At 65.7% G+C, this 24,042-nt stretch carries 24 protein-coding genes; 15 read left to right on the top strand and 9 right to left on the bottom strand.

All coding sequences use genetic code 11. The annotated features are described in order from the left end of the window. Window positions 1-24: 24 nt before the first annotated feature. Genes BST42_RS26465 through BST42_RS26455 form a run of 3 tightly spaced genes read left to right on the top strand, consistent with a single transcriptional unit; the run spans window position 25 to window position 2,583 of the window. Window positions 25-771, top strand: a complete 747-nt coding sequence (locus BST42_RS26465) for a cyclase family protein (RefSeq protein WP_207569582.1) — start codon at window positions 25-27, stop codon at window positions 769-771. 49 nt (window positions 772-820) lie between these two features. Then, on the top strand, window positions 821-1,285 hold the full coding sequence (locus BST42_RS26460) for a RidA family protein (RefSeq protein WP_083122679.1): 465 nt from the start codon (window positions 821-823) through the stop codon (window positions 1,283-1,285). Beyond that, entirely contained in the window at window positions 1,282-2,583 is a 1,302-nt protein-coding gene (locus tag BST42_RS26455) for a M20/M25/M40 family metallo-hydrolase (RefSeq protein WP_083122678.1), read from the top strand. Before BST42_RS26460 ends, BST42_RS26455 begins: the two co-directional genes overlap by 4 nt. A 22-nt stretch (window positions 2,584-2,605) precedes the next feature. Here BST42_RS26455 and BST42_RS26450 read toward each other — a convergent pair whose 3' ends face one another. Beyond that, entirely contained in the window at window positions 2,606-3,970 is a 1,365-nt protein-coding gene (locus BST42_RS26450) for a wax ester/triacylglycerol synthase domain-containing protein (RefSeq protein ID WP_083122677.1), read from the bottom strand. Window positions 3,971-4,134: 164 nt separating this feature from the next. Then, window positions 4,135-4,278 (bottom strand): hypothetical protein, encoded by a 144-nt coding sequence (locus BST42_RS29740; RefSeq protein WP_165760937.1) that lies wholly within the window; start codon window positions 4,276-4,278, stop codon window positions 4,135-4,137. Window positions 4,279-4,760: 482 nt separating this feature from the next. Here BST42_RS29740 and BST42_RS26440 point away from each other — a divergent pair, with 482 nt between their 5' ends. Then, the gene (locus BST42_RS26440; RefSeq protein WP_083122675.1) at window positions 4,761-6,032 is read left to right on the top strand and encodes an alpha/beta hydrolase; all 1,272 of its coding nucleotides are present in this window, start codon (window positions 4,761-4,763) and stop codon (window positions 6,030-6,032) included. Here BST42_RS26440 and BST42_RS26435 read toward each other — a convergent pair. From BST42_RS26435 to BST42_RS26420, 4 genes are read right to left on the bottom strand one after another with little or no spacing between them, the layout of a single operon-like run. Beyond that, window positions 6,022-7,668: an oligopeptide ABC transporter substrate-binding protein OppA gene (locus BST42_RS26435; protein ID WP_435406071.1), complete on the bottom strand. Its 1,647-nt coding sequence runs from the start codon at window positions 7,666-7,668 to the stop codon at window positions 6,022-6,024. The two genes, BST42_RS26440 and BST42_RS26435, sit on opposite strands and share 11 nt — an antisense overlap. Window positions 7,669-7,717: 49 nt before the next feature. Next, a complete protein-coding gene (locus BST42_RS26430) occupies window positions 7,718-9,568 on the bottom strand; it encodes an oligopeptide ABC transporter ATP-binding protein OppD (RefSeq protein WP_083122674.1) in 1,851 nt (616 codons plus the stop codon). Next, the gene (locus tag BST42_RS26425) at window positions 9,565-10,461 is read right to left on the bottom strand and encodes an oligopeptide ABC transporter permease OppC (protein ID WP_110918797.1); all 897 of its coding nucleotides are present in this window, start codon (window positions 10,459-10,461) and stop codon (window positions 9,565-9,567) included. Before BST42_RS26425 ends, BST42_RS26430 begins: the two co-directional genes overlap by 4 nt. A gap of 29 nt (window positions 10,462-10,490) precedes the next feature. Next, on the bottom strand, window positions 10,491-11,468 hold the full coding sequence (locus tag BST42_RS26420) for an oligopeptide ABC transporter permease OppB (protein WP_083122715.1): 978 nt from the start codon (window positions 11,466-11,468) through the stop codon (window positions 10,491-10,493). A 125-nt stretch (window positions 11,469-11,593) separates the two neighbouring features. Here BST42_RS26420 and BST42_RS26415 point away from each other — a divergent pair, with 125 nt between their 5' ends. The 9 genes from BST42_RS26415 to BST42_RS26375 all read left to right on the top strand — a co-directional run bounded on the left by BST42_RS26415 (window position 11,594) and on the right by BST42_RS26375 (window position 19,800). Beyond that, entirely contained in the window at window positions 11,594-11,800 is a 207-nt protein-coding gene (locus tag BST42_RS26415) for a hypothetical protein (RefSeq protein ID WP_133057517.1), read from the top strand. A gap of 115 nt (window positions 11,801-11,915) precedes the next feature. Further along, complete coding sequence (locus BST42_RS26410; RefSeq protein ID WP_083122671.1) at window positions 11,916-12,161, top strand: hypothetical protein; 246 nt, start codon at window positions 11,916-11,918, stop codon at window positions 12,159-12,161. Between the two features lie 186 nt (window positions 12,162-12,347). After that, entirely contained in the window at window positions 12,348-13,277 is a 930-nt protein-coding gene (gene cysD / locus BST42_RS26405) for a sulfate adenylyltransferase subunit CysD (RefSeq protein ID WP_083122670.1), read from the top strand. Further along, the gene (cysC, locus tag BST42_RS26400; protein WP_083122669.1) at window positions 13,277-15,127 is read left to right on the top strand and encodes a sulfate adenylyltransferase subunit CysN; all 1,851 of its coding nucleotides are present in this window, start codon (window positions 13,277-13,279) and stop codon (window positions 15,125-15,127) included. Before cysD ends, cysC begins: the two co-directional genes overlap by 1 nt. Then, a complete protein-coding gene (locus BST42_RS26395) occupies window positions 15,124-15,852 on the top strand; it encodes a 3'(2'),5'-bisphosphate nucleotidase CysQ (RefSeq protein ID WP_083122668.1) in 729 nt (242 codons plus the stop codon). Before cysC ends, BST42_RS26395 begins: the two co-directional genes overlap by 4 nt. Before the next feature lie 9 nt (window positions 15,853-15,861). Then, window positions 15,862-16,461: a cysteine hydrolase family protein gene (locus BST42_RS26390; protein WP_083122667.1), complete on the top strand. Its 600-nt coding sequence runs from the start codon at window positions 15,862-15,864 to the stop codon at window positions 16,459-16,461. A gap of 386 nt (window positions 16,462-16,847) precedes the next feature. Further along, window positions 16,848-17,960, top strand: a complete 1,113-nt coding sequence (locus BST42_RS26385; RefSeq protein ID WP_133057516.1) for a hypothetical protein — start codon at window positions 16,848-16,850, stop codon at window positions 17,958-17,960. A 223-nt stretch (window positions 17,961-18,183) separates the two neighbouring features. Next, window positions 18,184-19,290, top strand: a complete 1,107-nt coding sequence (locus BST42_RS26380; RefSeq protein WP_083122665.1) for a hypothetical protein — start codon at window positions 18,184-18,186, stop codon at window positions 19,288-19,290. A 36-nt stretch (window positions 19,291-19,326) separates the two neighbouring features. Beyond that, a complete protein-coding gene (locus BST42_RS26375; protein ID WP_083122664.1) occupies window positions 19,327-19,800 on the top strand; it encodes an Rrf2 family transcriptional regulator in 474 nt (157 codons plus the stop codon). On the opposite strand, the gene BST42_RS26370 is transcribed toward BST42_RS26375, so the two are convergent. Continuing rightward, window positions 19,797-20,189: a VOC family protein gene (locus BST42_RS26370; protein ID WP_083122663.1), complete on the bottom strand. Its 393-nt coding sequence runs from the start codon at window positions 20,187-20,189 to the stop codon at window positions 19,797-19,799. The genes BST42_RS26375 and BST42_RS26370 overlap by 4 nt on opposite strands. 92 nt (window positions 20,190-20,281) lie before the next feature. Between BST42_RS26370 and BST42_RS26365 the strand changes: the two genes are divergently transcribed. After that, window positions 20,282-21,406 (top strand): TDT family transporter, encoded by a 1,125-nt coding sequence (locus tag BST42_RS26365; RefSeq protein WP_237159600.1) that lies wholly within the window; start codon window positions 20,282-20,284, stop codon window positions 21,404-21,406. A gap of 83 nt (window positions 21,407-21,489) precedes the next feature. On the opposite strand, the gene BST42_RS26360 is transcribed toward BST42_RS26365, so the two are convergent. Next, window positions 21,490-22,539: a cupin domain-containing protein gene (locus BST42_RS26360; protein WP_083122661.1), complete on the bottom strand. Its 1,050-nt coding sequence runs from the start codon at window positions 22,537-22,539 to the stop codon at window positions 21,490-21,492. Window positions 22,540-22,612: 73 nt separating this feature from the next. After that, window positions 22,613-23,026 (bottom strand): VOC family protein, encoded by a 414-nt coding sequence (locus BST42_RS26355; protein ID WP_083122714.1) that lies wholly within the window; start codon window positions 23,024-23,026, stop codon window positions 22,613-22,615. Between the two features lie 98 nt (window positions 23,027-23,124). Between BST42_RS26355 and BST42_RS26350 the strand changes: the two genes are divergently transcribed. Then, window positions 23,125-24,027 carry an LLM class flavin-dependent oxidoreductase gene (locus BST42_RS26350; protein WP_207569583.1) on the top strand — a complete coding sequence of 301 codons (903 nt, stop codon included), beginning with the start codon at window positions 23,125-23,127 and terminating at the stop codon, window positions 24,025-24,027. Window positions 24,028-24,042: the final 15 nt, after the last annotated feature.

Here is a 24,042-nt window from a genome sequence, read left to right as displayed (position 1 = left end):
TCACAACATAATTGGAGAACAGATATGACGACTGTTGACGAGCCCCGCAGCTACCCGAAGTTCGGTGCCGACATCATGCAACGCCCATTGCGAGTGGTTGACCTCACCCGTGAGATCTTCGAAGGCATGCCGATGTGGTTCGGCCACCAGAAGACTTTTATTAACACCAACCAAACCCACGAACAGTTCAAGACCACGTACAACACGCATCTCGGCTTCGAGGCGCACAATCTGCTGATCAGCGAACACGCGGGCACCCACACCGATGCCGTGTTCGAATATGACCCGCACGGGCCCACCATCGACAAGTCGCCACTGGAGTACTACTACGGTGAGGCGATCTGCCTCGACCTGCGCTCGGTCCGGTACCCCGAATACATCACTCCTGCCGATCTGGAGTCGGCCTTGGCCGCAAGCGGGCAGGAGATCCGTAAGGGCGACACCGTCATCCTCTACACCGGCTACGGCGATGCGACGTATCCCAACCTGGCCTACACCGAAAAGCACACCGGTCTGAACCGCGACGCGGCGCTGTGGTTGGCCGAAAAAGGCGTGGTCAACATCGCGGTGGACAATGTCGCCATCGATCACGCCGACGACAGTGACTTCTCCGGCCACAAGGTGTGCGGTGAGTACGGCATCGTCAACACGGAGGGCCTTGCCAACCTGCACCAGGTGGTCAACCAGCGGTTCCTGTACTTCGGGCTGCCCTTGTTCATCCGCAACGGCACGGGTTCGCCGATCCGCGCCGTCGCCGTCTTCAACGACTAGGACGCCTCGAATCTGCTTGTTCAGCAGGGCTTCAACGAAGGGAAACTTCATGACCCAGGTCGACGACATCCTCAATCCGCTCACCCGTCAGCGCCTCATGCCGCCGGGCTCGTGGGACTGGCACATTCCGACACCGTTCTCCCAAGGATGGCGAGTCGGTGACACCATTTTCGTCGGCGGGCAGTTGTCGGCGGACGAACACGGCAACGTCGTCGGCGAAGGTGACATCGAGGTCCAGACACGCAACGTCTTCGACGCCGTGACCCGTGTCCTCGAGGAGGGCGGAGCCACATGGAGCGACGTCGTCAAACTGAACACCTACTACTGCTGCAACGAGACAGGCGATGCCGTCCGGGAGTTCTGGGAGAAGATGACGCGGGTTCGGCTGGAGTACCTCCCCACGCCCGGGCCCGCCGGCACCGCCGTGCGGGTGGCCGGACTGATGTACGAGGGATTCCTGATCGAGGTGGAGGCCATCGCCGTCGTTGGCAGCGGCAAGTTCTTGGCCCCGTGACCTTCGAGGAGCCCGGCTCCGGTGGCGAGGATGTCGTCGCCCTGACCCAGCAGTTGGTTCGCATCAACACTTCCAACCCGGGTGGCCCGGAGAAGCCGGCCGCTGAACTGGTCGCCGACGTGTTGGCGGGCATCGGGATCGGTTGTGAATGGTTCGAACCGGAACCGGGACGGGTCTCGATCGTCGGTCGGCTCACCGGCCGAGATCCGTCGCTACCGGCTCTGCTGTTACATGCCCACCTCGACGTGGTGCCGGCCGTCGATTCGGATTGGACCCGCGACCCATTCGGCGGCGACCTGCACGACGGCTATGTCTGGGGCCGTGGCACTGTCGATATGAAGGGTCCGGTTGCTATCACACTGGCTGCACTGCAACGGCTTTGGCGGCAGGGACAACAACCGAGGCGGGACGTAGTCCTGGCGTTCTTCGCCGACGAAGAAGCCGGCGGAGCGTTGGGTGCCGGCTACGTGACTCAAAGCAGCCCGCAGCTCTTCGCCGATTGCGCCGAGGCGATCGGGGAAGTGGGCGGGTTCAGCCGCACCTTGACGTCCCGCAGCCGCGGTTATTTCGTCTCGACCGCTGAAAAGGGCGTCTGGTGGGCACGGCTGCGTGCCAGCGGCACCGCCGGACATGGCAGCATGATCAACTCGCGCAACGCCATCAGCACGCTGGCGCAGGCCCTGGTCCGGCTCGCCGACCAGTCCGAACCGGCTGTCATCAAGACCGCGGCCACTGACGCGTTGATCGAGCGGCTGCGCGAGGTTCTGGCCGAGCCCGACGTCGACGACGACGAGTTACTGGCAAGCCTGGGCCACTTCGATCGGATGATTCGGGCCGGACGTCACAACACGGTCAATCCCACCCAGATCAGCGGTGGCTACAAAACCAACGTCGTTCCCGCCGAAGCCAGTGCGACGATCGATGCGCGCTTCCTACCTGGCCACGCCGGTAGCTTCCAACGGCAGCTCACCGACGTCGTCGGCCCCGCCGTCGCCGTCGAAACCCTGTACCACGGTCCTGCCGTCGAAGCCGTAGTCGACACCCCGCTACTGGGCGCCATCGCCGAGGCGCTGTGCAGCTCTGACCCGATGGCCACCGTGCTGCCCTATATGAGCACGGCCTTCACAGATGCGAAATGGCTGCACCGCTTGGGGATTCAGTGCTATGGGTTCACTCCGATGCGGCTGCCCGACGACCTCGACTTCACGGCGCTGTTCCACGGTGCTGACGAGCGAGTCCCGGTCAACTCACTGCGCTTCGGCGTCGACGTGCTCAGCCGGCTGTTGGCGCGCTACTAAACGCCCTGAGGCGGGTGCGCAGCTAGTCGGCGAGTGCGAGTACCTCGTCGAAACTGTCGGCGAGGCAATCGCAGAACAGGTCGAAGTCCGGGATCGCGCCCGCGTCGACGTCGATGCCGAGGGCGCAGGTGTCGACGTAGGTCAGCAGGGTCACGTTTACCGCCGAGCCGATGGTCGGGCCGAAGGCGTACTGCTTGAGAACTCGCGCGCCACCCAGATAGACCGGCACGGGAACCCCCGGTACGTCACTGCAGAGGAAGTCGACGTGCCGCAGGATCGACCCGATGTACCAGCGGGGCATCGCGTTGAGCGCGCCCGCGATCAACTGGGTATACGGAATCGACTTTTCGTTACGTACCCGGCCGGTGCACTCGTGGATGCTCTGGATTCGTCGTGCCGGATCGGTGATCCCGGCGTGAACGTCGAAGCGCATCAACGTGATCCGGTTTCCGCCGGACTGGTCGTCTTCGGTACGCAGGTTGATCGGCATCGTCAGATGCAGGTCGAAGACACCGACCCCGTGTTTGTCGTGGTAGCGGCGCAGGCCGCCGGCCACCCCGGCGACGAACGCGTCGTTGAGTGCGCCACCGCTGCGGTGGGCGGCTTCGCGAAGTCGAGGCATCGGAACATCGAGCACCCCGAGTTTGCGAACCAACGTGCGCTCCGTCATCAGCGGAGAGCCGGGCTTGTTGACCGGTCGGACGGTCCGGTATACCGACGCGGCCAGTTCGCCTGCGGACTCGACGGTCTTCCGGGGCTGGCGAATGATGTTGAACAACAACCTGGGAGCGATCTTGAGCGACTCGCTGACCAGGGTGCCGACCAAGCCGGCGTCGTAGCGCAGGGCATCGCCGTAACTCGACATGGGCGGGCGCACCGGTGCGGCCGGCACCACAGGCATTGCGTCGACGGCCGCGGAATCCTCACTCAGATCGAAGAGCCGCATCGCGATCTGAACACCACCGACGCCATCGGTCAGTGAGTGGTGGAATTTGCACAACACGGCGGCCGCACCATCCTCGAGGCCCTCGACCAGGGTGACCTCCCACATCGGCCGGGCCCGGTCGAAGTCGGCCATCGCGGCCAGTCGGGCCATCTCGAGCACTCCATCGAGGTTTCCCGGCTCCGGCGCCGACACCCGGCGCATGTGATAGTCCAGATCAAAGTCGGGGGCATACTCCCAGCGCGGCGGAGTCGGCGGCGGTGAGTTCACCACCCGCTGCCGGAACATCGGCAGTTCGCGGCTGACCAGATCGAACCGCTCCCGCACCAGGTCCCAATCGGGGGACCGGTCGAGAAGTAGCACCGTCACCACCGTGGACCTCAGCCGTGGATCGGCTTCCATCGACCAGGTGAACGCGTCAGTGTTGCGCATGAATTCGGTCATGATCTGCTCCCACCATGAACGTACGACGCCGTGGTATGGGCCAATATGGGACCGGGCCAGGTGGTGACTTTGTTCCCTAACACTGGGGACCTCAGGTGGGGCTTTACTGCCAATTCGGGGCACAAACGTTCACTCAGCGGCGGTTTGCGCTCCCAGATCGCGAGTCAGAAGTAGGCGTTCGCCGTGCTCCCGGCGCTGTAGGCCTTGTCGCCGCTGAGCCGAGAGCCGCCGGGAACGGGCAGCAGTCGGGCGTTGAACACCAGGCCGCCGACTCTGGTCGAGCCCTTCTCGCTGAGAGCGTTGCCCACGAAGTGACCGTCGGCGACCCTGGCCGGCCACTGTCGCGACCGGGGCTCCGAGAGGGTGCGAAGCCGCTGCTCCACGGATCAGGAAAGGTCCGGAAGATCTGGGCCACAATGGGATCCGTTCCAGCAACATCGATGATGGTCGAAAACAGAAGACGGACAGTGAAACTCGATCCACCCATCTCGATCGGTAGTCGCAAGGTGTCGAACCCTAGTTGCTTGAGCCGGTTGAACTGGTCAAAGCGGTTCTCATCGTTGGGGTCTCGGTCCCTGGCGTCGGCTCGGATATGATTCAGCAGATCATCGAACTGCGCTGTGCCGGGCAAGACGCGGTTGACAGGCTGCACTGTGGTCGTGGTCTGGTTCTACGCCGGAGCCGCTCCGGCGGGCACCGCTTTGCCTCAGACCGAACCTGAGGAACGCGACGGCGCATTCCATTCCCGCGCCCGGCGAGGCAGAATCGACGGCATGACAGGCCGGCGGCGATGACTCTGAACGAGAAGCGCCGCCGCGCCCACGAGAAACTCGCCGCATTACCCGGGGTTCGGCCGATCCGCCGCCCGATCACGGCGACCGGATCCGACGAATTCGACCTGTATTACGTGCGCACCGGCCGCAAGACCCGACATCCGCTCGTCATCATCCCCGGTGGGCCGGGTGCCGCCTCGATCGCGCTCTACCGGGGCCTGCGCCGCCGGGCCGCCGCCGAGGGCCTCGACGTGATCATGATCGAACACCGGGGCATCGGGATGTCGCGTCACGACGACAACGGCGCCGATCTGCCACCCGAGGCGTTGACCATCGAGCAGGTGGTCGACGATGTCGCCGCGGTGCTCGACGACGCCCAGGTGGACAGCGCCGTCATCTACGGCACGTCCTACGGCACATACATCGCCGCTGGGGTCGGGGTGCGCCACCCGTCTCGGGCGTTCGCGATGATCTTGGATTCGCCGCTGCTGGCCGGTGACGACATCGAGGTGGTCCGCCAGACCGTGCGCAGCGTGCTGTGGCACGGGCGGCAGCCCGACACCGAGGAGCTGGCGGACAAGGTCCGCCGACTGGCCGACGAGGGCGTGATGACCCCGGCCGGGGCGCAGCTGGCCGCCACCGTGTACGGCTTCGGTGGTGCGCGGCTGCTGGACCGGCAGTTGGACCTGCTGCTGGCCGGCCGCACCCTGGTCTGGACGGCGATGGGGCACTTCGGGGATCTGATGGTGAACCGAAAAGCGCCGTACCGCAACGAGAGCGACCTCGTCGGACGGATCGGCTATCGCGAGCTCAACTACGCGGCTGATCCGGACGGTCTGCCGCTGGATCCGGCGGTGGCCATGCGCGAGTTCGCCGCAGGCGAGGCGACGCGGTTCGAGGCTGAGCCGTTCGACCTGGTGGCGGAGATGCCGAAGTTCACCTGGCCCACCGTGATCGTCTCCGGCGGGCGCGATCTGATCACGCCGCCCGCGGTCGCCGATCGGATCGCTGACCTGATTCCCGGCTCGGTGCTGGTGCGACTACCGACCACCGGTCACAGCGTGCTCGACACCAAGGAGCGAGCAGCCCTGCGAATCGCCGAGGCGGCAGCCATCGGCCGGACCTATACCCTGCGGGAACAGGAGGCGGAGCTCGACGGGATGCCGAGCGTGCCCGCGGTGCGGCTGATGGTCTCCGCGTTGGCAGTGGCGGCCCGCGTCGAGGCGGCGTTGCCCGCAGCGCTTCCGCGGGTGGTCGCCAGGACTATCCCCAAGCCCGTTACTTCATGAATCCTATTGCGGTGTAATTCAAGTCCCCCAGCCCGGCCGGCCCGTAGTTGGCCAGATTGCTGCGCACCGCGACGTTGCCTGCGGACTGGAACAACGGCAGGCTGAACCCCTCACCGAAGATCAGTTTGTCCACGTCGTTGGCCAGGCCGCGGGCCTTGCCCGGGTCGAGCTCGTTGAGGACTTCCTCCACCTTGGCGTCGATATCGGGGCTGCTGATCTTGCCGAAGTTGCTCTCGGCTCCGGTGGTGTAGATCTGGTTCAGGCAGCACAACGCGAAAGCGTCACCGACCCAGGAGAATTGAGCGATATCGAAGTCGCCGGGGATGATGTGATTGGTGAAGAATCCGTTACCGGGCTTGGCGTCGATCTGCAGATTCACCCCGATCTGGGCAAGGCTGTTCTGCGCGACGAGCGCCACCTGCCTCGTGGTCTGCGCGTCGTAGAGGACGTCGCGAATGACCAGCTGTTTGCCGTCCTTCTCCCGGAACTGCCCGGCCTGCTTCCAGCCCAGGGCATCGAGTTCTTGTTTGGCCTTCTCCGGGTTGAAGGCGACCACCTCACTGTTGTCCTGGTAGCCCTTCTGGCCCGCCACGAAGATGTGGTTGTTCAGCGGGACGGGCTTGTCGACCAAACCGCGTTGGGTCACATCGGCGATTGCCTGCCGGTCGATGCCCTTGGAGATGGCCAGCCGCAGCGCCTTGTCCGAGAGGATGGAGCCGGGCGCACCGTTGAAGGTGAAGTGATACCAGCTCAGGCCGGGCGACCGCCGGATCGAGATGCCTGCGGTACGCCGGGCGATCGTCAGTTCGTCCAGTGAGCCCAGACCGGTGGCATCGATCGTGTTGTTCTGCAGCGCAGGCAGTCTCGCCGCGTCATCGAGGACCAGGAAGGTAAACGAGTCCAACACCGCCTCGGTGCCCCACCATTTCGGGTTGCGGGTCAGCACGATCCGCTGGGCGGTGCGGTCCAGTGACGAGATCAAAAACGGGCCTGCCGACGGTCCCGGGCCGTTGAGTTGACCCTTGTTGAACACGTCAGGGTTGGCGGTCATGGCCTTGGGCAGCAGCATGGTGTTGCCTGCGAACATTCCGCGCCATTCGGCGTAATGCTTGGCGAAGGTGATGACGGCCTGCCGGTCGTCGACACCCTTGGTGACCGAGGCGACCCGATCGCTGCCGTTGGGTGAGGCGATCGCGAAGGCCTTGTCCTTGCCGCTGGTTGCGTTGATCTGGGAGGCGATGTCCTCCCAGGTGATCGGGGTCCCGTCGGACCAGACGGCCTTGGGGTTGATGGTGTAGGTGACCACCTGCGGGTCGGTGCCGGTCAGCTCCACACTGGTGAAGTAATCGGTGTTGACCTTCATCGAACCGTCGGCGGCGATGACGAATGCGCGCGGCATGGTCGGCCGCAGGATCGCGCCGGTGTCGGCCTCATTGCCGTCGATGTTCAGGGTGTTCCAGTTCGACGGGAACGACGACAACGCCAACCGCAGATTGCCACCCCGCTGCAAGGTCGCCGGGTCCTGCGGATTGATATCGCTTGTCGAGCCGAGTTCGGCGTTGCCGCCGGCTGAGGGGACGTCGCGCTTGCTGCCTGAGCAGCCTGCCACCACCAGACTTGCCACGACTGCCAGCACTGCAATTCGGCCGGCGCTCCGGCGGATCGATCGGGTCACGCCACTGATGCTAACGGCGAGTGGGATCCGGTTGCGGGATGGCGGCCAGCAACTTTCTGGTGTAGTCGTGCTGTGGGTTGGCGAAGATGTCGTCGGCGTCGCCGTACTCCACCATCGCCCCGCGGTACATCACGACTACGCGATGGGCGAGATGTTTGACCACCGACAGGTCGTGCGAGACGAACAGATAGGACAGCTCGAACTCGCGCTGCAGGTCCAGCAGCAGGTTGATGATGCCCGCCTGAATGGACACATCCAGCGCCGACACCGGCTCGTCGAGCGCCAGGATCTTCGGCTGCAGCGCCAATGCCCGGGCGATGCCGATCCGCTGCTTCTGGCCGCCGGAGAACTCTTGCGGGTAGCGGCTGGCGTCGGCGCGGCGCAGCCCGACGATCTCGAGCAGTTCGGCGACCCGGCTGTCGCTACTGGCCTTGTCGAAACCGTTGGCGCGCAATGGTTCGGCCAGAAGTTCGGCCACCGGAAGCCGGGGGTCCAGGGATGCCACCGGGTCCTGGAACACCACCTGCAGATCACGGCGCAGTTCCCGGCGCCGGGCAGCCGTCAGGGCGGCGACGTCATTGCCCAGAACCTCGATGGAGCCGGACTCCGGCGCCGCCAGGTCGAGGATCTGGTGCAGTGTGGTGGATTTGCCGGAGCCGGACTCACCGACGATGCCCAGGGTCTGCCCGCGCATCAGGTCGAAGCTGAGGCCGTCGACGGCGCGAACCTCGCCGATGTTGCGGCGAAATACCACGCCCTTGGTCAGCCGATAGGTCTTCACCAGGTCCCGCACCGTGATCACCGGCGCCGGTTCCGCAGGGTCGTCGACGGCCACCGGCTGAGTGGACACGCCGTAGATCTCCGCCGCGGTGCGGCCCGTGACCTGGTCGGTCCGGATGCACGCCGCCAGGTGGCCCGCGGACGCGGGGTCGACGGGCAACAGTGCCGGTTCTGCTGAGCGGCACTCGTCGATGGCGAGCGGGCAGCGCGGGACGAACGGGCAGCCGGGCGGGAGGTCCACCATCGATGGCGGTGCACCGGGGATCGGTACCAGCCGGGTGCCCTGTGGTGAGTCCAGTCGTGGAACGGAGCCCAATAATCCTGCGGTGTAAGGCATTCGACGGTCGCGGTACAGTTCGTCCACCGAGGCGACCTCGACGGGGCGCCCGGCATACATCACCAGAGCCCGGTCGGCGAACTCCGCGACCACACCAAGGTCGTGGGTGATGATGAGCACGCCCGCACCGGTGACGTCGCGGGCGGTCTTGAGAACCTCGAGGATCTGGGCCTGGACGGTCACATCCAGTGCCGTCGTGGGCTCGTCACAGATCAGCAGGTCGGGATCATTGGCGATCGCGATCGCGATGACCACCCGCTGGCGCTCACCGCCGGACAACTCATGCGGGAAGGCGCGGGCCCGCCGTTCGGGCTGGGCGATGCCGACCAACTCGAGCAGTTCTACGGCGCGCGTGCGCGCCGCCTGCTTGCCGACGTCGCGGTGGTGCACGGTGATGGCTTCGGCGATCTGGTCGCCGACGGTGTACACCGGCGTCAACGCCGACATCGGATCCTGGAACACCGTCCCGATGCGCCGCCCGCGGATCTTCGACATCTCGCCATCGGACAGGCCGAGTAGCTCCCGACCGGACAGCCGGACCGAGCCCGACACGTCGGCGTACTCCGGTAGCAGGCCGATGACCGCCATGGCCGCAGCCGACTTGCCCGACCCGGACTCGCCGACCATCGCGACGACCTCGCCGGACCGCACCTGGTAGGTCAGGCCGCGAACGGCGGTCAGGTCGTCGCCGTCGGTGGGGAAGCTGACGGCGAGGTCGGTTACCTCCAGCAGGGTTTCACTCATGACTTCGGCTTCTTCTTGCGGCCGCGGCGCAGTGTGGCGCTGCCGGGGTCGAGCGCGTCGCGCAGCCCGTCGCCGGTGAGGTTGGCGCACACCAGGATCAGCACCAGAACCCCGGCGGGGAACAAGAACACCCACGGAAATGTCGTCGCCGACTGGGTGCCGTCGGCGATCAGCGTGCCCAGCGAGATATCGGGTGGCTGAATTCCGAAACCCAGGAAGCTCAGTCCGGTCTCGGCGAGGATTGCCACCGCCACGTTGAGTGCGGCGTCGATGATCAGGATCGAGGCGACATTCGGGATGATGTGCCGAGTGATGATGCGCCGGCTCGAGACACCCATATACCTTGCGGCTTGGACGAATTCGCGCTCCCGCAGGCTCATCGTGAGACCCCGCACCATGCGGGAACTCACCATCCAGCTGAACCCGGCCAGCAGCACGATCAGCAGAATGACGTTGGCCGAGCTCTTGGTGATCGGGGTGAGGATCGCGATCAGGATGAACGACGGAACCACCAGCAGCAGGTCCACCAGCCACATCAGCGTCCGGTCGCGCCAACCGCCGAAGTAACCCGCGATGGAGCCGACGGTCGCGGCGATCCCTGTCGAGATCACCGCCACGCACACGCCGATCAGCATCGACTTCTGCATCCCGCGCAGGATCTGAGCGAACAGGTCCTGCCCCAAGGCATTGGTGCCGAACCAGTGGTCGGCGCTGGGCGGCTCCTGCAGCGCATAGAAGTCGAGATCCGTGTAGGACCAGGGCAACAGCGGAGGCAGAGCGTAGCATCCGATGAACAGCACGATCAGGATCACCAGCGACGCCATCGCGGCCCGGTTGCGGGCGAAGCGGCGCAGCACCAGGGTGCGCCTGGAGGCGAACTCTTCGGGCTTCACACCCGAGCGGGCGCTATCGGTCGTCTCGGTCACGTCACCCTCACCCGGGGATCGAGCATCGCGTAGATGACGTCGGACAGCAGCCCGGCCAGAAGCACGACCGCACCGGAGAACACCGTGATCGCCGCGACGATATTCGTGTCCTGGGTCGCGATGCCCTGGACCACCCACTCACCCATGCCATGCCAGCCGAAGATCTTCTCGACGAACACCGCTCCGGTGACCAAACCCGCGACGCCGTAAGCGAACAGCGTAGCCATCGGGATCAGTGCGGTCCGCAGCCCGTGTTTGAACAGCGCTCTGCGCCGGGTGAGTCCCTTGGCCCGCGCGGTGCGGATGAAGTCCTGGCCCAGCACGTCGAGCATCGCATTGCGTTGGTAGCGGCTGTAACCCGCGATCGCGCCCAATGCCAGCGTGACCGAGGGCAGGATCAAATGTTGCATCCGGTCGACGAACTGACTCCAGCCGCCGCCGACGGCGTCAGGCGACGTTTCCCCGATGTATTCGAAAATGTGCACTCCGAGAATCGAATTCACCCGGAGTGCGGCCAGGATCGCCAAGTTGGCGATGACGAACGTCGGCGTGCTGATCACCAACAGCGAGAGCAGAGTGATCACCCGATCCGATAATCGGTATTGCCGAATCGCACCCCAGGCGCCGACCACGACGCCGATCACGGTGCCCAGCACCGAACCGATCACCAGCAGTCGCAGGCTGACCCCGATGCGGCGGCCCAGTTCGTCGGAGACCGGCTGACCGGTGACGGTCGTGCCGAAATCGCCGCGCACCGCGCCGGCCACCCAGTGGGCGTATCGCAGCGGGATCGGCTTGTCGAGATCGAGTTCGGCGGCCTTGGCATCGATCACCGCCTGCGGCGGACGCGGATTGCGCTGCATCAGACTGTTCAACGGCGCGAACGTCAGCGACGTCAGCGTGAACGTGAGGAACGACGCCAAGGCCAGCAGCACCACATAGTTGAGCAGCCGGCGCGCCAGGAAACGCGTCATGGGCCGCTGCCCGGCGCAGGGTGCATGCAGCACAGGGTAGGAGATGGTCGGTCGACACGACGTCAAGACCCTTCGGGCGGCCCGGGTTTAGCCGCGTGCGGCCCGGGAAGACTGCGGGTGTGCACGTGAAGCAGATCACACACCGACTGGCTCCCGCCCTGCTCGTCGCAGTGGCCGTCCCGGTACTCGCGTCATGTCAGGACAAGGGCACCAGCGTCGATCCGACCACCACCAGTCCCAGCCCGACGACGGTGCAGACATCCAAACCGATGCTGCCGAGTTCGTCGGTGGCATCGGCGAGTCCGCAACCACCGACACCGAGTGGCGGCTAATGCGCACGTCAACGGCTCGCAGGTTTGGGCTCAGGAGGTCGGGTTAACCAATTCACAGCGGTTGGCAGGGAAGCCGGTCCGCGGAACTGGTCCGAGACCGATTGGAAGTGTCGAGATGACGAACATCAAAACGCTGTCCGCCGTGGTCGGCGGCAGTGCGATTGTGGCCATGGGTGCGCTGGGCATCGCGGTGACCGATCACGGGAGCGGCACGATCGTGTCGGATCCCGGCACATTCACCTCGCCCGTGACGTCGTCGATGACGACGGGGGAGACCACGAAGGACACCGCCGTGGAGCCGACGAAAACACCGGAGGTCGCGGCGCCGCCGGTCACCGCCACAACCCCTGAGGCCCCCTGAGACTTGAGTCAGCCCGGCCGTTCGTGGTCGCGGCGGTCGTCGCCGCCAGCATTGCGACGATGACCGCCGCCGATCATCACCGTGGTAGGTCTTCTGAGCTCAAACCTTGACTTGATCCGTCTAGCTGGTTAGATTCCGGGTTAGCTTTGTAATTATGGTCAAACCTACCAACTTTACGAGGAAATCATGGCGAGTCCGGTGGTCGAACGCCCCAAGCCGGGGCAGTACGAACTGAGCCACCTTCGGTCCTTGGAGGCCGAGGCAATTCACATCATCCGCGAGGTCGCGGCCGAGTTCGAACGGCCGGTGCTGCTGTTCTCCGGCGGTAAGGACTCGATCGTGATGCTGCATCTGGCGATCAAGGCGTTCGCGCCCGGCCGGCTGCCCTTCCCGGTGATGCATGTCGACACCGGTCACAACTTCGAGGAAGTGATCGCCACCCGCGACGAGTTGGTCGCGCGGTACGGCCTGCGCCTGGTGGTGGCCAGCGTCGAGGAGGACATCGCGGCAGGCCGGGTGGTCGACAACGGTCCGTCGCGCAACCCGCTGCAGACCGTCACGTTGCTGCGGGGCATCCGGGAGAACAAGTTCGATGCCGCATTCGGCGGTGCTCGCCGCGACGAGGAGAAGGCGCGGGCCAAGGAGCGGGTGTTCAGCTTCCGCGACGAGTTCGGCCAGTGGGATCCCAAGGCGCAGCGCCCCGAGCTGTGGAACCTCTACAACGGGCGTCACCGCAAGGGTGAGCACATTCGCGTCTTCCCGTTGTCCAACTGGACCGAGTACGACATCTGGGCCTACATCGGTGCCGAAGAGATCACGCTGCCGGGCATCTACTACGCCCACCCCAGGCAGGTCTTCCAGCGGGACGGCATGCTGCTGGCCGTCCACGAGTTCCTCCAGCCCACCCCCGACGAACCGGTCTTCGAGACCTCGGTGCGGTTCCGTACGGTCGGCGACGTGACCTGCACCGGCTGTGTGGAGTCCACGGCCTCCACAGTCGAGGAAGTGATCGCCGAGACCGCGGTGTCACGGCTGACCGAACGGGGCGCCACCCGCGCCGACGACCGTATTTCCGAAGCCGGCATGGAAGACCGCAAGCGCGAGGGGTATTTCTGATGAGCACTCTGTTGAGGATTGCCACCGCGGGTTCGGTCGATGACGGCAAGTCGACCCTGATCGGCCGCTTGCTCTACGACTCCAAAGCGGTGATGGAAGACCAACTCGCCGCCGTCGAGCGAACGTCACGCGAACGCGGTAACGACTACACCGACCTTGCGCTGGTGACCGACGGGCTGCGCTCCGAGCGCGAGCAAGGCATCACCATCGACGTCGCCTACCGTTACTTCGCCACGGCCAAGCGGAAGTTCATCATCGCCGACACGCCGGGCCACATTCAGTACACCCGCAACATGGTCACCGGAACCTCGACCGCGCAACTGGTGATCGTGCTGGTCGACGCACGGCACGGTCTGCTCGAGCAGTCCCGCAGGCACGCGTTCCTGGCCTCGCTGCTCGGCGTTCAGCACGTCGTGCTGGCGGTCAACAAGATGGACCTCATCGACTGGGACCGTGAGCGTTTCGAATGGATCCGCGAGGAGTTCCACGCCTTCGCCGCCCGCCTCGACATTCACGACGTCACCACCATCCCGATGTCGGCGCTCAAGGGTGACAACGTGGTGACGAAGTCCGACAAGGCGCCCTGGTATGACGGGCCTCCGCTGCTCAGCCACCTCGAAGAGGTCTACATCGCCGGCGACCGCAACCTGGTCGACGTGCGCTTCCCGGTGCAGTACGTGATCCGGCCGCAGACCGTCGAGCACGCCGACCATCGCAGCTATGCGGGCACGATCGCCGGCGGTGTGATGCGCCCCGGGGATGAGGTGGTCGTACTGCCGAGCGGAAAAACCAGTCGTATCACCGCAATCGACGGCCCGACCGGTCCTGTCGAGGAGGCGTTCCCGCCGATGGCGGTGTCGATCAGTCTCGCCGACGACATCGACATCTCCCGCGGTGACCTGCTGGCCCGGCCGCAGAACCAACCGGTGGCGACCCGGGAATTCGACGCAACGGTCTGCTGGATGGCTGACGAGTCCTCGCTGGAACCGGGACGCGACTACATCATCAAGCACACCACCCGCACGACGCGGGCCCGCGTCGGTGCGCTGGACTATCGCTTGGACGTCAACACCCTGCACCGCGACAAGAGTGCAACGGCGTTGAAGCTCAACGAACTCGGCCGGGTCACCCTGCGCACCCAGGTGCCGCTGTTGCTCGACGAGTACTCCCGCAACGCCGCGACGGGATCGTTCATCCTGATCGATCCCGACACCAATGTCACGGTGGCTGCGGGCATGGTCCGCGACACCGCGCCGACGGCCGCGCGCAGCGCGTCGCCCAACACCGTGCGCCACCAGTCGCTGGTGGACTCCGGTGACCGGCTGACGAAGGGGCGCACCCTGTGGTTCACCGGTCTATCCGGCTCGGGAAAGTCTTCGGTGGCGGTGCTGGTGGAGCAGAAGCTGCTCGAACATGGTTGCCCCGCTTATATTCTCGACGGTGACAACCTGCGCCACGGGCTCAACGCCGACCTCGGCTTCTCGATGGCGGACCGGGCCGAAAACCTCCGCAGGCTGGCCCACATCGCCACGCTGATGGCCGATGCCGGCCTGACGGTCCTGGTGCCCGCCATCAGTCCGCTGGAGGAGCACCGGGAGCTGGCCCGAAAGGTGCACGCCGACTCCGGCGTGGAGTTCTACGAGATCTTCGTCGACACTCCGCTCGAAGACTGTGAGCGACGGGATCCCAAGGGGCTCTATGCCAAAGCCAGGGCGGGGGAGATCACCCACTTCACCGGAATCGACAGCCCCTATCAGCGGCCGAAGAACCCGGATCTGCGGCTGACCCCCGATCACGAATGCGATGAGCTGGCCCAGCAGGTCGTCGATCTGCTGGAGGGTCAGGCGTGAGCGACCACGATCTGGCAGCCGAGCTGGCGACGCAGGCTGGCAAGCTGCTGCTCGACGTTCGCGTCGAGCTGGCCGACGCCTCGGGTGCGGAACGAAAGGCCGCGGGCGACAAGCGTTCTCATGATTATCTGATGGAAGCACTGGCCGCGGCACGGCCCGAGGATGCGGTGCTGTCGGAGGAGGGTGCCGACGATCCGATCCGGCTTCGCAGCCAACGGGTGTGGATCGTCGATCCGCTGGACGGGACGCGCGAGTTCTCCGAACTCGACCGTGACGACTGGGCGGTGCACGTAGCGCTGTGGGAGGACGGCGAACTGATCGCCGGTGCGGTTGCGCTTCCCGCCCAAGGCGTTACGTTGGCAACCCCTGCGGTGTCGCCGCCCCCGGCTGCGCCGAGCGCGCCGCGGATCGTGGTGTCGCGGACCCGGCCCCCGGCGGTTGCGCTGCAGGTGCGCGACGCGCTGGGCGGCGTGCTGGTCGAGATGGGTTCTGCCGGAGCCAAGGTCGCGGCCGTGATTCAGGGCCGTGCCGACGTGTACGTGCACGCGGGTGGCCAATACGAATGGGATTCGGCCGCCCCGGTTGCCGTCGCCCGCGCCGCCGGACTGCACACCTCACGCATCGACGGCTCACCGCTTCGGTACAACCGGCCCGACCCGCTGCTGCCCGACGTCGTGGTGTGCCGGCCGGAATTGGCCGAGGCGGTGCTGGCCGCAACGCAGTAACGTTGCGCCATGACTGAACTCAACACCCTGCGGGCGCTCGCGGGCCTTCCGCTCGACCCGCCGAGTCTGGCCACGTCGACGTTGATCCTGATCGACTGCCAGAACACCTACACCCAGGGCGTGATGGAACTCGAGGGTGTTCAGGCCGCGCTGGACGAGGTGGCCGCGCTGTTGGATCGTGCACGGACGGCGGGCGTTCCGGTGATTCACATCCAGCACGATGACGGCCCCGGGTCGCTGTACGACATCAGCGGCGAGAGCGGTGCGATCGTGCCCCGAGTCGCTCCTCGCGACGGGGAGCCGGTGGTGGTCAAGAACTACCCCAACTCGTTCGTGCACACCGATCTGGATGAGCGACTCAAATCGGTGGCTGCCGAGAACCTGATCATCGCCGGATTCATGACGCATATGTGCGTGAATTCGACCGCGCGTGGTGCATTCAACCTCGGCTACGCACCCACGGTGGTCGCCTCTGCCACCGCCACAAGGTCGTTGCCAGGTGTGGACGGTTCTGCCGTTCCGGCGGCATCGCTGCACGCCGCGAGTCTTGCCGCTCTCAAGGATTTGTTCGCTGTTGTCGTCGCCGATTCGGGTGCCATCCCGGCCTGAGGCCGAGCCGGGGCTCTTTCCTGAGAGATTTAGGCCCTGAACCTGAGAGCCGGACGGCGCGACTTCGCGTTGCGACACGCGCATCGTGGAGTCTGCTGGGCATTTCCCGAAGTGGCGTGAATTTGCTGAACCTGCGCAAGGTGCGTATTTACGCACCTCAGGTGAGGTACACATCTTCGCTGGCTGACGTGCCACGTCAAATATGACGTTTCCGTCAGGAAATTTTTTCGACAAAATCGTCAATAACCGTTTCCCTCAGGTTTTTCTCAGGTACCTTCAGCTTTGTCAGTGTTGACCCCAGCCCGGGAGGGATTGAAATGCAAATCTCCATACGCTCTCAGCTCATTGCGGGAACCGCCGCCGTCGTCGGCGCCAGCGCGATTGCAATGACGCCAGTAACGCAGGCCAATCTCGCTCTGCCCGACCTCCAGATGCCCTCGGTCAGCCAGGTGGCTCTGGCCGGGTTCGACAGCCCGCTTTCGGAACTCCTCGGCACGTTCAGTTCCCTCAATCAGTGGGTGCTGAGCGCCGATAACACGACCGCTGGCTACACCGATCTCGGCGGGCTGGTCAGCGCTGGCGGCGTCGCCATCGCGAAGGGCGGCTACCAGTTCAACGCGGTCGGTCTGCTTCCCCAGATCATCAACGACCACCTGCCGATCATCAGCCAGCTCGGGTACAACGGGGCAGCGTCCCTCGGGAGCGCCGCCAACGCCGCAACAACGATCGGGTTGATCGCCAGCGAAGGCCTGTGGAACCTGCCCGGCGCATTCGTGACGGCCACTCAGCAGGCGCTGTCAGGTGACATCCCCGGTGCCATCGCGACGTTGCAGTCCGCGATCGTGGGACCGTTCGTGGCCGCCGGCCAGGTCGCCCTCGCCAGCGCCAACTACATGCTGGACAACGCGGTCGCGCGGGGTACCGCCCTGCTCGGTGCTGTTCCGGACCTGGTCAACCTGGTCGTTCAGAGTTCCATCGGGCAAGCTCAGGTGCTTGCGGGCACATTCAGCGCCGTCGTGCAGAACGTGATCACCGGCATCACCAACGGTAATGCCGAGGAGGCCTGGAATGCCGCGGTCGACGGATTCTTCGGACCGCGGGGCATCCCGGGCGCGATCCTGAACCTGACGGTCGGCGCCGGTGTGCAAACGGATGCGGCCACCGTGGTGCCGAGCGTCCGTGGCGTGATCCAAGCCGCTGTGCACGGCGTCGCCGACGCGCTGTCGCAGACCGGATCTGCGCCGCCGGTTCCGCCGCCGGCCGCCGCCGCGAAGACCGCATCTCCGTCGGCATCGGCACTGCGTGTCGCGGCCGTGGAGTCGTCGTCCGCGGATGAGAGCGGCAATGCCAAGTCGGGTAGCGGCAGCGATGCTTCCGCGTCCGATCACTCCAACAACAGCAACGCGAAGAGTGGAACCGCAGGCAAGTCCGGCGCCAAGAAGGGCGTCGCCGGTTCGAAGCGGCCCGCGAAGGCCTCGGCCAGTAAGTCCGCGGGGTAGTCCACGGCATCGATGGGATGCCCCTTCTTTTCGAAGTCATCGAAAAGAAGGGGCTCCTGTTTTCCCGTTCGTCAAATTAAGTGAATTACTCGAATAGTAATTGGGTCTTTCTCTCTAAGTTTCCTCTCAGGTATTCTTAAGGCCGCAATTGGCCTGAGTGCCGGGAGGTGAGCACGCGGTGCGGCGCGGCATTGGTGCGATTTTCACGACTGGGGTAGCCCTCGTGGGCGCGACGGTCGTCGTCGCCAACCCGGTATCGGCACCCCAGTCAGATGTTCGTGTTCCCCCGGTGAAACTGTCGGCCGACAGCACGGCATCGACCACCGCACTCGACCGGGCTCTGCTCGAGACCTTGACGCGAGAACACGCCACCGGCACAAGTCCGTCGGACCCGCTGAAGCGAGTGGTCGCCGGCGTCGTCACCAATGTCACGATGCTGAGCGGTCGAGCGGTGGACGAAGCGTTGTGGAGCGACGTTCCCGGGACGCCGACGCCGGTGCGCGTCCCGTCGCCGGTGCCGCCGACAGCGGTCGCCGATCTGCTGAGCGGTAAGCCGGTCACGACGTCGGCCGCCAATGCATCCCCCGCGATCATCGAGGATCGCGCCCTGCAGCACGCTGTGACTTCGGTCGCCGACTACGTCGGCTACGTCAGCGTGCAGGTCGTCGAGGCCACCGTGGCGGCCGCCCGGATCGCCGTGGCCAAACCGCGGCTGATCGCGGACACGCTTGCTGCGCTCACCGACGGTGACGTCGACGCCGCGATCACCACTGCCCTTCGCGTCGTCGCGGTGCCGGTCGGGCCACCGTCGAAGATCGTCAAGGCGATCCGCAGCGAGGTCCGTCAGCGGCTGACCGAGTTGACGAACATCTTGCGGCGGCCGGCGCCGTCCCGGCCGAAGGCGACCCGGACGGCCACCCACTCGGCAGTCGCTGACAGCGTGGCATCGTTGCGCCGCACGCTGGGCCACCGCCGCGGCTTGACCGTCACGGCCAAACCGGGAGCATCCTCGAAGCCGGGGAGGTCCACCGGGCCCGAGACATCGATCAAGTCCGATACATCAACCGACGTCACGGACACCGGCACGGTCACCGGTCCCGACGCGAAGCCGACGGCCGCCAACGGTGCGACGGATTTGAGCGACGGCAACAAGGCGGTGCCGAGCACCACGGCTTCCCAGTCCCCGGTCCAGCAGCGGGCCCAGACCCCGGTCACCCGGGTCCGTACCTCGCTGGACCGGTTCGCCGACACCCTTCGCAAAGCGCTCACTCCGCATCGGCCGCCGCAGCGCCCCGGCGCCACACCAGCACCGGCATCAGACGCCTCGTGAGCCTGCTGCCGACCAGGCAGTGGCAGAATTCGCGGGATGCGGATGTCAGCGAAGGCGGAATACGCCGTCCGCGCCATGATCCAGCTCGCTTCAGTCGACTCGGGCGCGCTGGTCAAGACCGAGGATCTGGCCAAGGCACAGGGCATCCCGGCGCAATTCCTGGTCGACATCCTCTCCGCCCTGCGCACCGACCGGCTGGTGCGCAGTCACCGTGGCCGCGACGGCGGCTACGAACTGGGTCGCCAGGCCGCGGATATCAGCATCGCCGACGTGTTGCGCTGCATCGACGGGCCGTTGGCGAGCGTGCGTGACATCGGCCTGGGCGACCTGCCCTACAGCGGGCCCACGGCGGCGTTGACTGATGTGTGGCGGGCGCTGCGCGCCAGCATGCGCTCAGTGCTGGAGGAGACCAGCGTGGCCGATGTCGCCGGCGGGCAACTGCCGGCCCACGTTGCCGATCTGGCGCTCGACTACCTGAGGCAGGAGAACCGGCGCGGCCACAACGGTTAGCCGCCGCCCGACCCGTAGGGCCGGGTGATGATCTCCAAGTAGTGGCCCACCGGATCGCGGAAGTAGACGCCGCGACCGCCGTCGTTGTGGTTGATCTCGCCGGGCCGGGTGGCGCGGGGATCGGCCCAGTGCGGCTGTTCTCGGTCGGCGATCTTGCGGTAGATCGCGTCGAAGTCGTCCTCGGAGACCAGGAAGGCGTAGTGCTGCGGGTGAATCGGTTCGTCTGCAGGCACGTCGGCGAAGTCCAGGCTCAGCCCGTGCTCGAGGGTGACAACCAGGAAATGTCCGAACGGCACCGCATCCGGTAGCCCGAACAGCTCGGTCAGGAAGCGGGCGGACTGCTGCTTGTCATGTGCGGCGACGATGGTGTGGTTCAGTTCGATTGCCATTACCCTTGCCAGTCAAGCACTTTGGGTCACCCCGTGCAATGATCGTCCGCCCGCCCGGTCAGGGCCATGGGATGCCGTACCGTCTGTTGCTTATGGCAACACCGCAGACCCGTGTCGAAGTGCTTGGCAACATCGGGCCCAACTGGTTCGCATCGGTGATGGGCACCGGGATCGTGGCGACCGCGGGCGCGACGCTGCCGCTCCAGTTCCCTGGATTGCGCGGGTTCACCGAGGTGGTGTGGGTGATCGCCGCGGTGCTACTCGTCGTGCTGATCGCGATCGTCGGCCTGCATTGGCTGCGCCATCCCACAGTCGCCCGCACCCACGCCCGCAATCCGCAGATGGCGCATTTCTACGGTGCGGCGCCGATGGCGCTACTGACCGTCGGCACCGGTGCGGTGCTGATCGGCCGAGATCTGATCGGCGAGCGGCTCGCCGTCGACCTCGACTGGGTGCTGTGGACAGCCGGCACCGTGGGTGGGCTGTTCACCGCGGTGAGTATTCCGTTCCTGATGTTCACCCAGCACAACGTCGAACCCGACGCCGCGTTCGGCGGCTGGCTGATGCCGGTTGTGCCGCCGATGGTCTCGGCGGCCGCGGGGGCGTTGCTCATCCCGCACATGGCGCCGGGCGCCGGGCGCACCACCATGCTGTACGGCTGCTATGCGATGTTCGGGCTGTCCCTGGTTGCGGCGTTCATCATCATCACGCTGATCTGGAGCCGCCTGGCGCTCTACGGAACGTCCGGAACCGCGCGAGTTCCCACGCTGTGGATCGTGCTCGGCCCGCTCGGCCAATCCATCACCGCCGCAGGGCTTCTCGGCCATGTCGCGGCGCTGGCCGTCGAGCACGGGCTGGCCGAGAGCCTGAATGCCTTCGCCGTCATCTTCGGAGTTCCGGTGTGGGGCTTCGCGATCCTCTGGATCGCGCTCGCCGCCTCGCTGACGATTCGCACGCTGCGCCGGGGTATGCCATTCGCCCTGACCTGGTGGAGCCTCACCTTCCCGGTGGGCACGTTCGTCACCGGCACCACCCAACTGGCGGTGCACACCAACCTGCCGGCGTTCAAGGTCGCGGCGGTGATCGCCTACGCCGCGTTACTGAGCACCTGGCTGCTGGTTGCGGTGCGTACCGCACGAGGCAGCCTGCGGGGCAATCTGCTCAACCCGCCGCCCGGCGGCGGGCCGATCCGTGCCCAGAAGGACCCCGCCCGCTAACGCCCCCACGCCCAGACCGACGTTTCGCCGCGAAAGTTCGAGTGCCACGCGGCAAAACGTCGAACTCTACGGTGCTTCGACACCTAGCCGCGAGGGTCGAGCGGATTGACCCGATTGACGATCAGCGGATCGGCCTTGGTGAACGGGAAATTGGGCAGGTCGTCGATGTGGACGTTGAACGTCGCAGCGAGCACTTCGCGCGAATACGCGCTCGCCGACGCCCGATACCCGATATCGCCGGGGGTGGGCTGGTCGAAGAAGATCGCGAAATGCAGGTCGGGAGCATCGAACACTTCGATGTGGTGAGGGTATGCGCGAGGGATGAAGTACATGTCACCCTGCTCCAGATACCAGGTGTCCAGCGCCCCGTCCGGGTTCATGACGGTCATCCGCGAACTTCCCGACGCTACGTAGCCCATCTCCGCTGTGATCGGGTGCCAATGCGGTTCGCGCATCCCGTCTTCGCGGATCCGAAGTGAGTACATCGACATGTCCTTGAGGGCGGGCCAGAACTGGACACGGGCCAGGCGCGCCGATCCGACTGCGCTGCCGACCGGCGGACTCTGGGCTTCGACCCCGAATTTGTGCGGATCGTTGAAGTGGGCGGTGCTCGGAACCGACGGATCCCCAACGCGTGCAGCGAGCTTGCGGTCGGTGGTGTCGCGGCGGATCTTTGCGAAGTCGGAAGCCGGCAGGTCGTAGGTGTTGCCCAACACCGCATCCGTCATCGCGCCGAACGCGGCTCCGAGGCCGAAGTCCTCCGGCCGTTCGCTGCGAAACGCGAGGATGAACTCGGCAGGTTCCTCGCCGATGTTCTCGATGTGGTGCAACGAACCTGAGTCGACATGGAACATCTCGCCGGCACCGATCGTGAACGACGAGAACTGGCTGCCGCTGTCGAGCACCGATACCAGCGATGTCCCCGACACGCAGTACGCCAGTTCGTTGGCGTTGGCATGCCAGTGCGGCGTGCGCATCGCGCCGGGATTGATCACCAGGCGTTTGATCGAGAGCCCGGACAGGATGGGCAAGTTGTCGGCGGTGACTCGACGGATCGAACCGAGATCCGATTCTTCGACGATTTCACCGTCGAGCAATGACATCGAGTGTTCGCTGCGCTCAAGTCTGGACATCTCTGACTGCACCTCTCGTTGGGCAAACGTGACGACGTGACAAGCTCACTCCACAAGGACGTTCGGCCGGGCGCTACTTGCGCGCGGTGAGCTCCAGGGCGATGTTGTCGGGGTCGCGGAACTCGAGGATGTAGGCCACGCCGATGTCCTTGACCGGCTCGTGCTCGATGCCCAGGGAATCAAGGTGGGCGGCGGCCTGCTCGATGGCGTCCAGGTCTGGCAGGACGAACGCCAGGTGATCGAGGCCGACCCGGTCCTCGTCGAAGGCGCCGGTGCCGGTGGGTCGCAACCCGATCAGGTTGTCGCCGATGTTGTAGATGACGCCGCCGAACAGGAATGAAAGCTGCTCACGGGTGGCGGCATCGGCGTTCGCCGGCAACTCGGCGTAGACCGGCCAGCCGAACACGCTGTCGTAGAACCGGCGCGAGGCGTCGATGTCGGTGACGGTCAGCCGCACGTGGGCGACGGCGGAAGCGGCGATCGGCATGTGCTCCATCCTGGCAGTAGCCCGGATCTATGTCAGTAGGTCGGATCGGCGCGGGCAGCCGCCTGCGCCGTGCCAGAATCGCGAGCGTGCAGATTGGCATGACATTGCCGGTGATGGAACCGGACGTTGACGCAGACATCCTCAAGCGCTGGGCGCAAACGATCGACGAGGGACCGTTCTCCTCACTGTGTTGGGGGGAGCGGATTGCGTTCGGCAACCCCGATTCCCTGACGCTGCTGGGGGCCCTGTCCGGCTGGACCGAGCGGGTGCCGCTGGTGGCCACCGTCGTCGTACCCCAGCTGCACGATCCGGTGATGCTGGCGAAGGGCCTGGCGACCGGGGACCTGCTGTGCGGCGGACGGCTGACCGTCGGTCTCGGCGTGGGAGGCCGGCACGAGGACTACCGCGCCGTCGGTGCCGACCCGAAGACGCAGACCATGCGCGATATGGCCGACCGGGTGGCGATCATGCAGCGGGTGTGGGCGGGGGAGAAGATCACCGATTCGGTGCTGCCGGTCGGACCCAGCCCCGCCCGCGATGGCGGACCACGGCTGCTGGTCGGCACCACCGGGCCCAAGACGGTGCGCAGTGCCGCGCCCTGGGCTGAAGGCCTCGCCGGCATCTCGATGGATCTCGACCTCGAGAAGGAGAACGCGCTGTTCGACGTCGCCCGTGGCGCGTGGGCTGAGGCGGGAAGGCCGAAACCCCATCTGGCGACGTCGTTTTGGTTCGCCCTCGGCGAGGGCGACGCGCCCCGCCAACAGATCGTCGACCATCTGCGTCACTACATGAACTGGATACCGCGAGAGATCGTCGACGTGATCGCCCCGACCAGCGGCTGGGCCGGGACCGAGGAGGAGCTCGTCGCTGTGCTGCGCGGCTTCGCCGAGATCGGGACCGACGAGGTGCACCTCATCCCGACCAGCAGCGACATCGACCAGGTACGCCGGGTCGCCGAGCTGGTCGGTGAGGTCTCCGCCCACACGGGAGTTTCGGCGTAGAACTGCGAGAGGATG

This window comes from Mycolicibacterium rhodesiae (assembly GCF_002086695.1).
Classification (GTDB): domain Bacteria; phylum Actinomycetota; class Actinomycetes; order Mycobacteriales; family Mycobacteriaceae; genus Mycobacterium; species Mycobacterium rhodesiae.
Note: the sequence above shows the minus strand (reverse complement) of the source record. Positions and strands in the feature narration are given on the sequence as shown.

Bases quoted from the DNA above. Each gene is read 5' to 3' on its own strand.
- BST42_RS26375 (WP_083122664.1), top strand. From the start codon at position 19,327: ATGCGGATGTCAGCGAAGGCGGAATACGCCGTCCGCGCCATGATCCAG.
- BST42_RS26355 (WP_083122714.1), bottom strand. From the start codon at position 23,026: ATGCCGATCGCCGCTTCCGCCGTCGCCCACGTGCGGCTGACCGTCACC.
- BST42_RS26460 (WP_083122679.1), top strand. From the start codon at position 821: ATGACCCAGGTCGACGACATCCTCAATCCGCTCACCCGTCAGCGCCTC.
- BST42_RS26365 (WP_237159600.1), top strand. From the start codon at position 20,282: ATGGCAACACCGCAGACCCGTGTCGAAGTGCTTGGCAACATCGGGCCC.
- BST42_RS26385 (WP_133057516.1), top strand. From the start codon at position 16,848: ATGACGCCAGTAACGCAGGCCAATCTCGCTCTGCCCGACCTCCAGATG.
- BST42_RS26360 (WP_083122661.1), bottom strand. From the start codon at position 22,539: ATGTCCAGACTTGAGCGCAGCGAACACTCGATGTCATTGCTCGACGGT.
- BST42_RS26440 (WP_083122675.1), top strand. From the start codon at position 4,761: ATGACTCTGAACGAGAAGCGCCGCCGCGCCCACGAGAAACTCGCCGCA.
- cysD (WP_083122670.1), top strand. From the start codon at position 12,348: ATGGCGAGTCCGGTGGTCGAACGCCCCAAGCCGGGGCAGTACGAACTG.
- cysC (WP_083122669.1), top strand. From the start codon at position 13,277: ATGAGCACTCTGTTGAGGATTGCCACCGCGGGTTCGGTCGATGACGGC.
- BST42_RS26350 (WP_207569583.1), top strand. From the start codon at position 23,125: ATGACATTGCCGGTGATGGAACCGGACGTTGACGCAGACATCCTCAAG.
- BST42_RS26410 (WP_083122671.1), top strand. From the start codon at position 11,916: ATGACGAACATCAAAACGCTGTCCGCCGTGGTCGGCGGCAGTGCGATT.
- BST42_RS26465 (WP_207569582.1), top strand. From the start codon at position 25: ATGACGACTGTTGACGAGCCCCGCAGCTACCCGAAGTTCGGTGCCGAC.
- BST42_RS26450 (WP_083122677.1), bottom strand. From the start codon at position 3,970: ATGACCGAATTCATGCGCAACACTGACGCGTTCACCTGGTCGATGGAA.
- BST42_RS26390 (WP_083122667.1), top strand. From the start codon at position 15,862: ATGACTGAACTCAACACCCTGCGGGCGCTCGCGGGCCTTCCGCTCGAC.
- BST42_RS26420 (WP_083122715.1), bottom strand. From the start codon at position 11,468: ATGACGCGTTTCCTGGCGCGCCGGCTGCTCAACTATGTGGTGCTGCTG.
- BST42_RS26430 (WP_083122674.1), bottom strand. From the start codon at position 9,568: ATGAGTGAAACCCTGCTGGAGGTAACCGACCTCGCCGTCAGCTTCCCC.
- BST42_RS26370 (WP_083122663.1), bottom strand. From the start codon at position 20,189: ATGGCAATCGAACTGAACCACACCATCGTCGCCGCACATGACAAGCAG.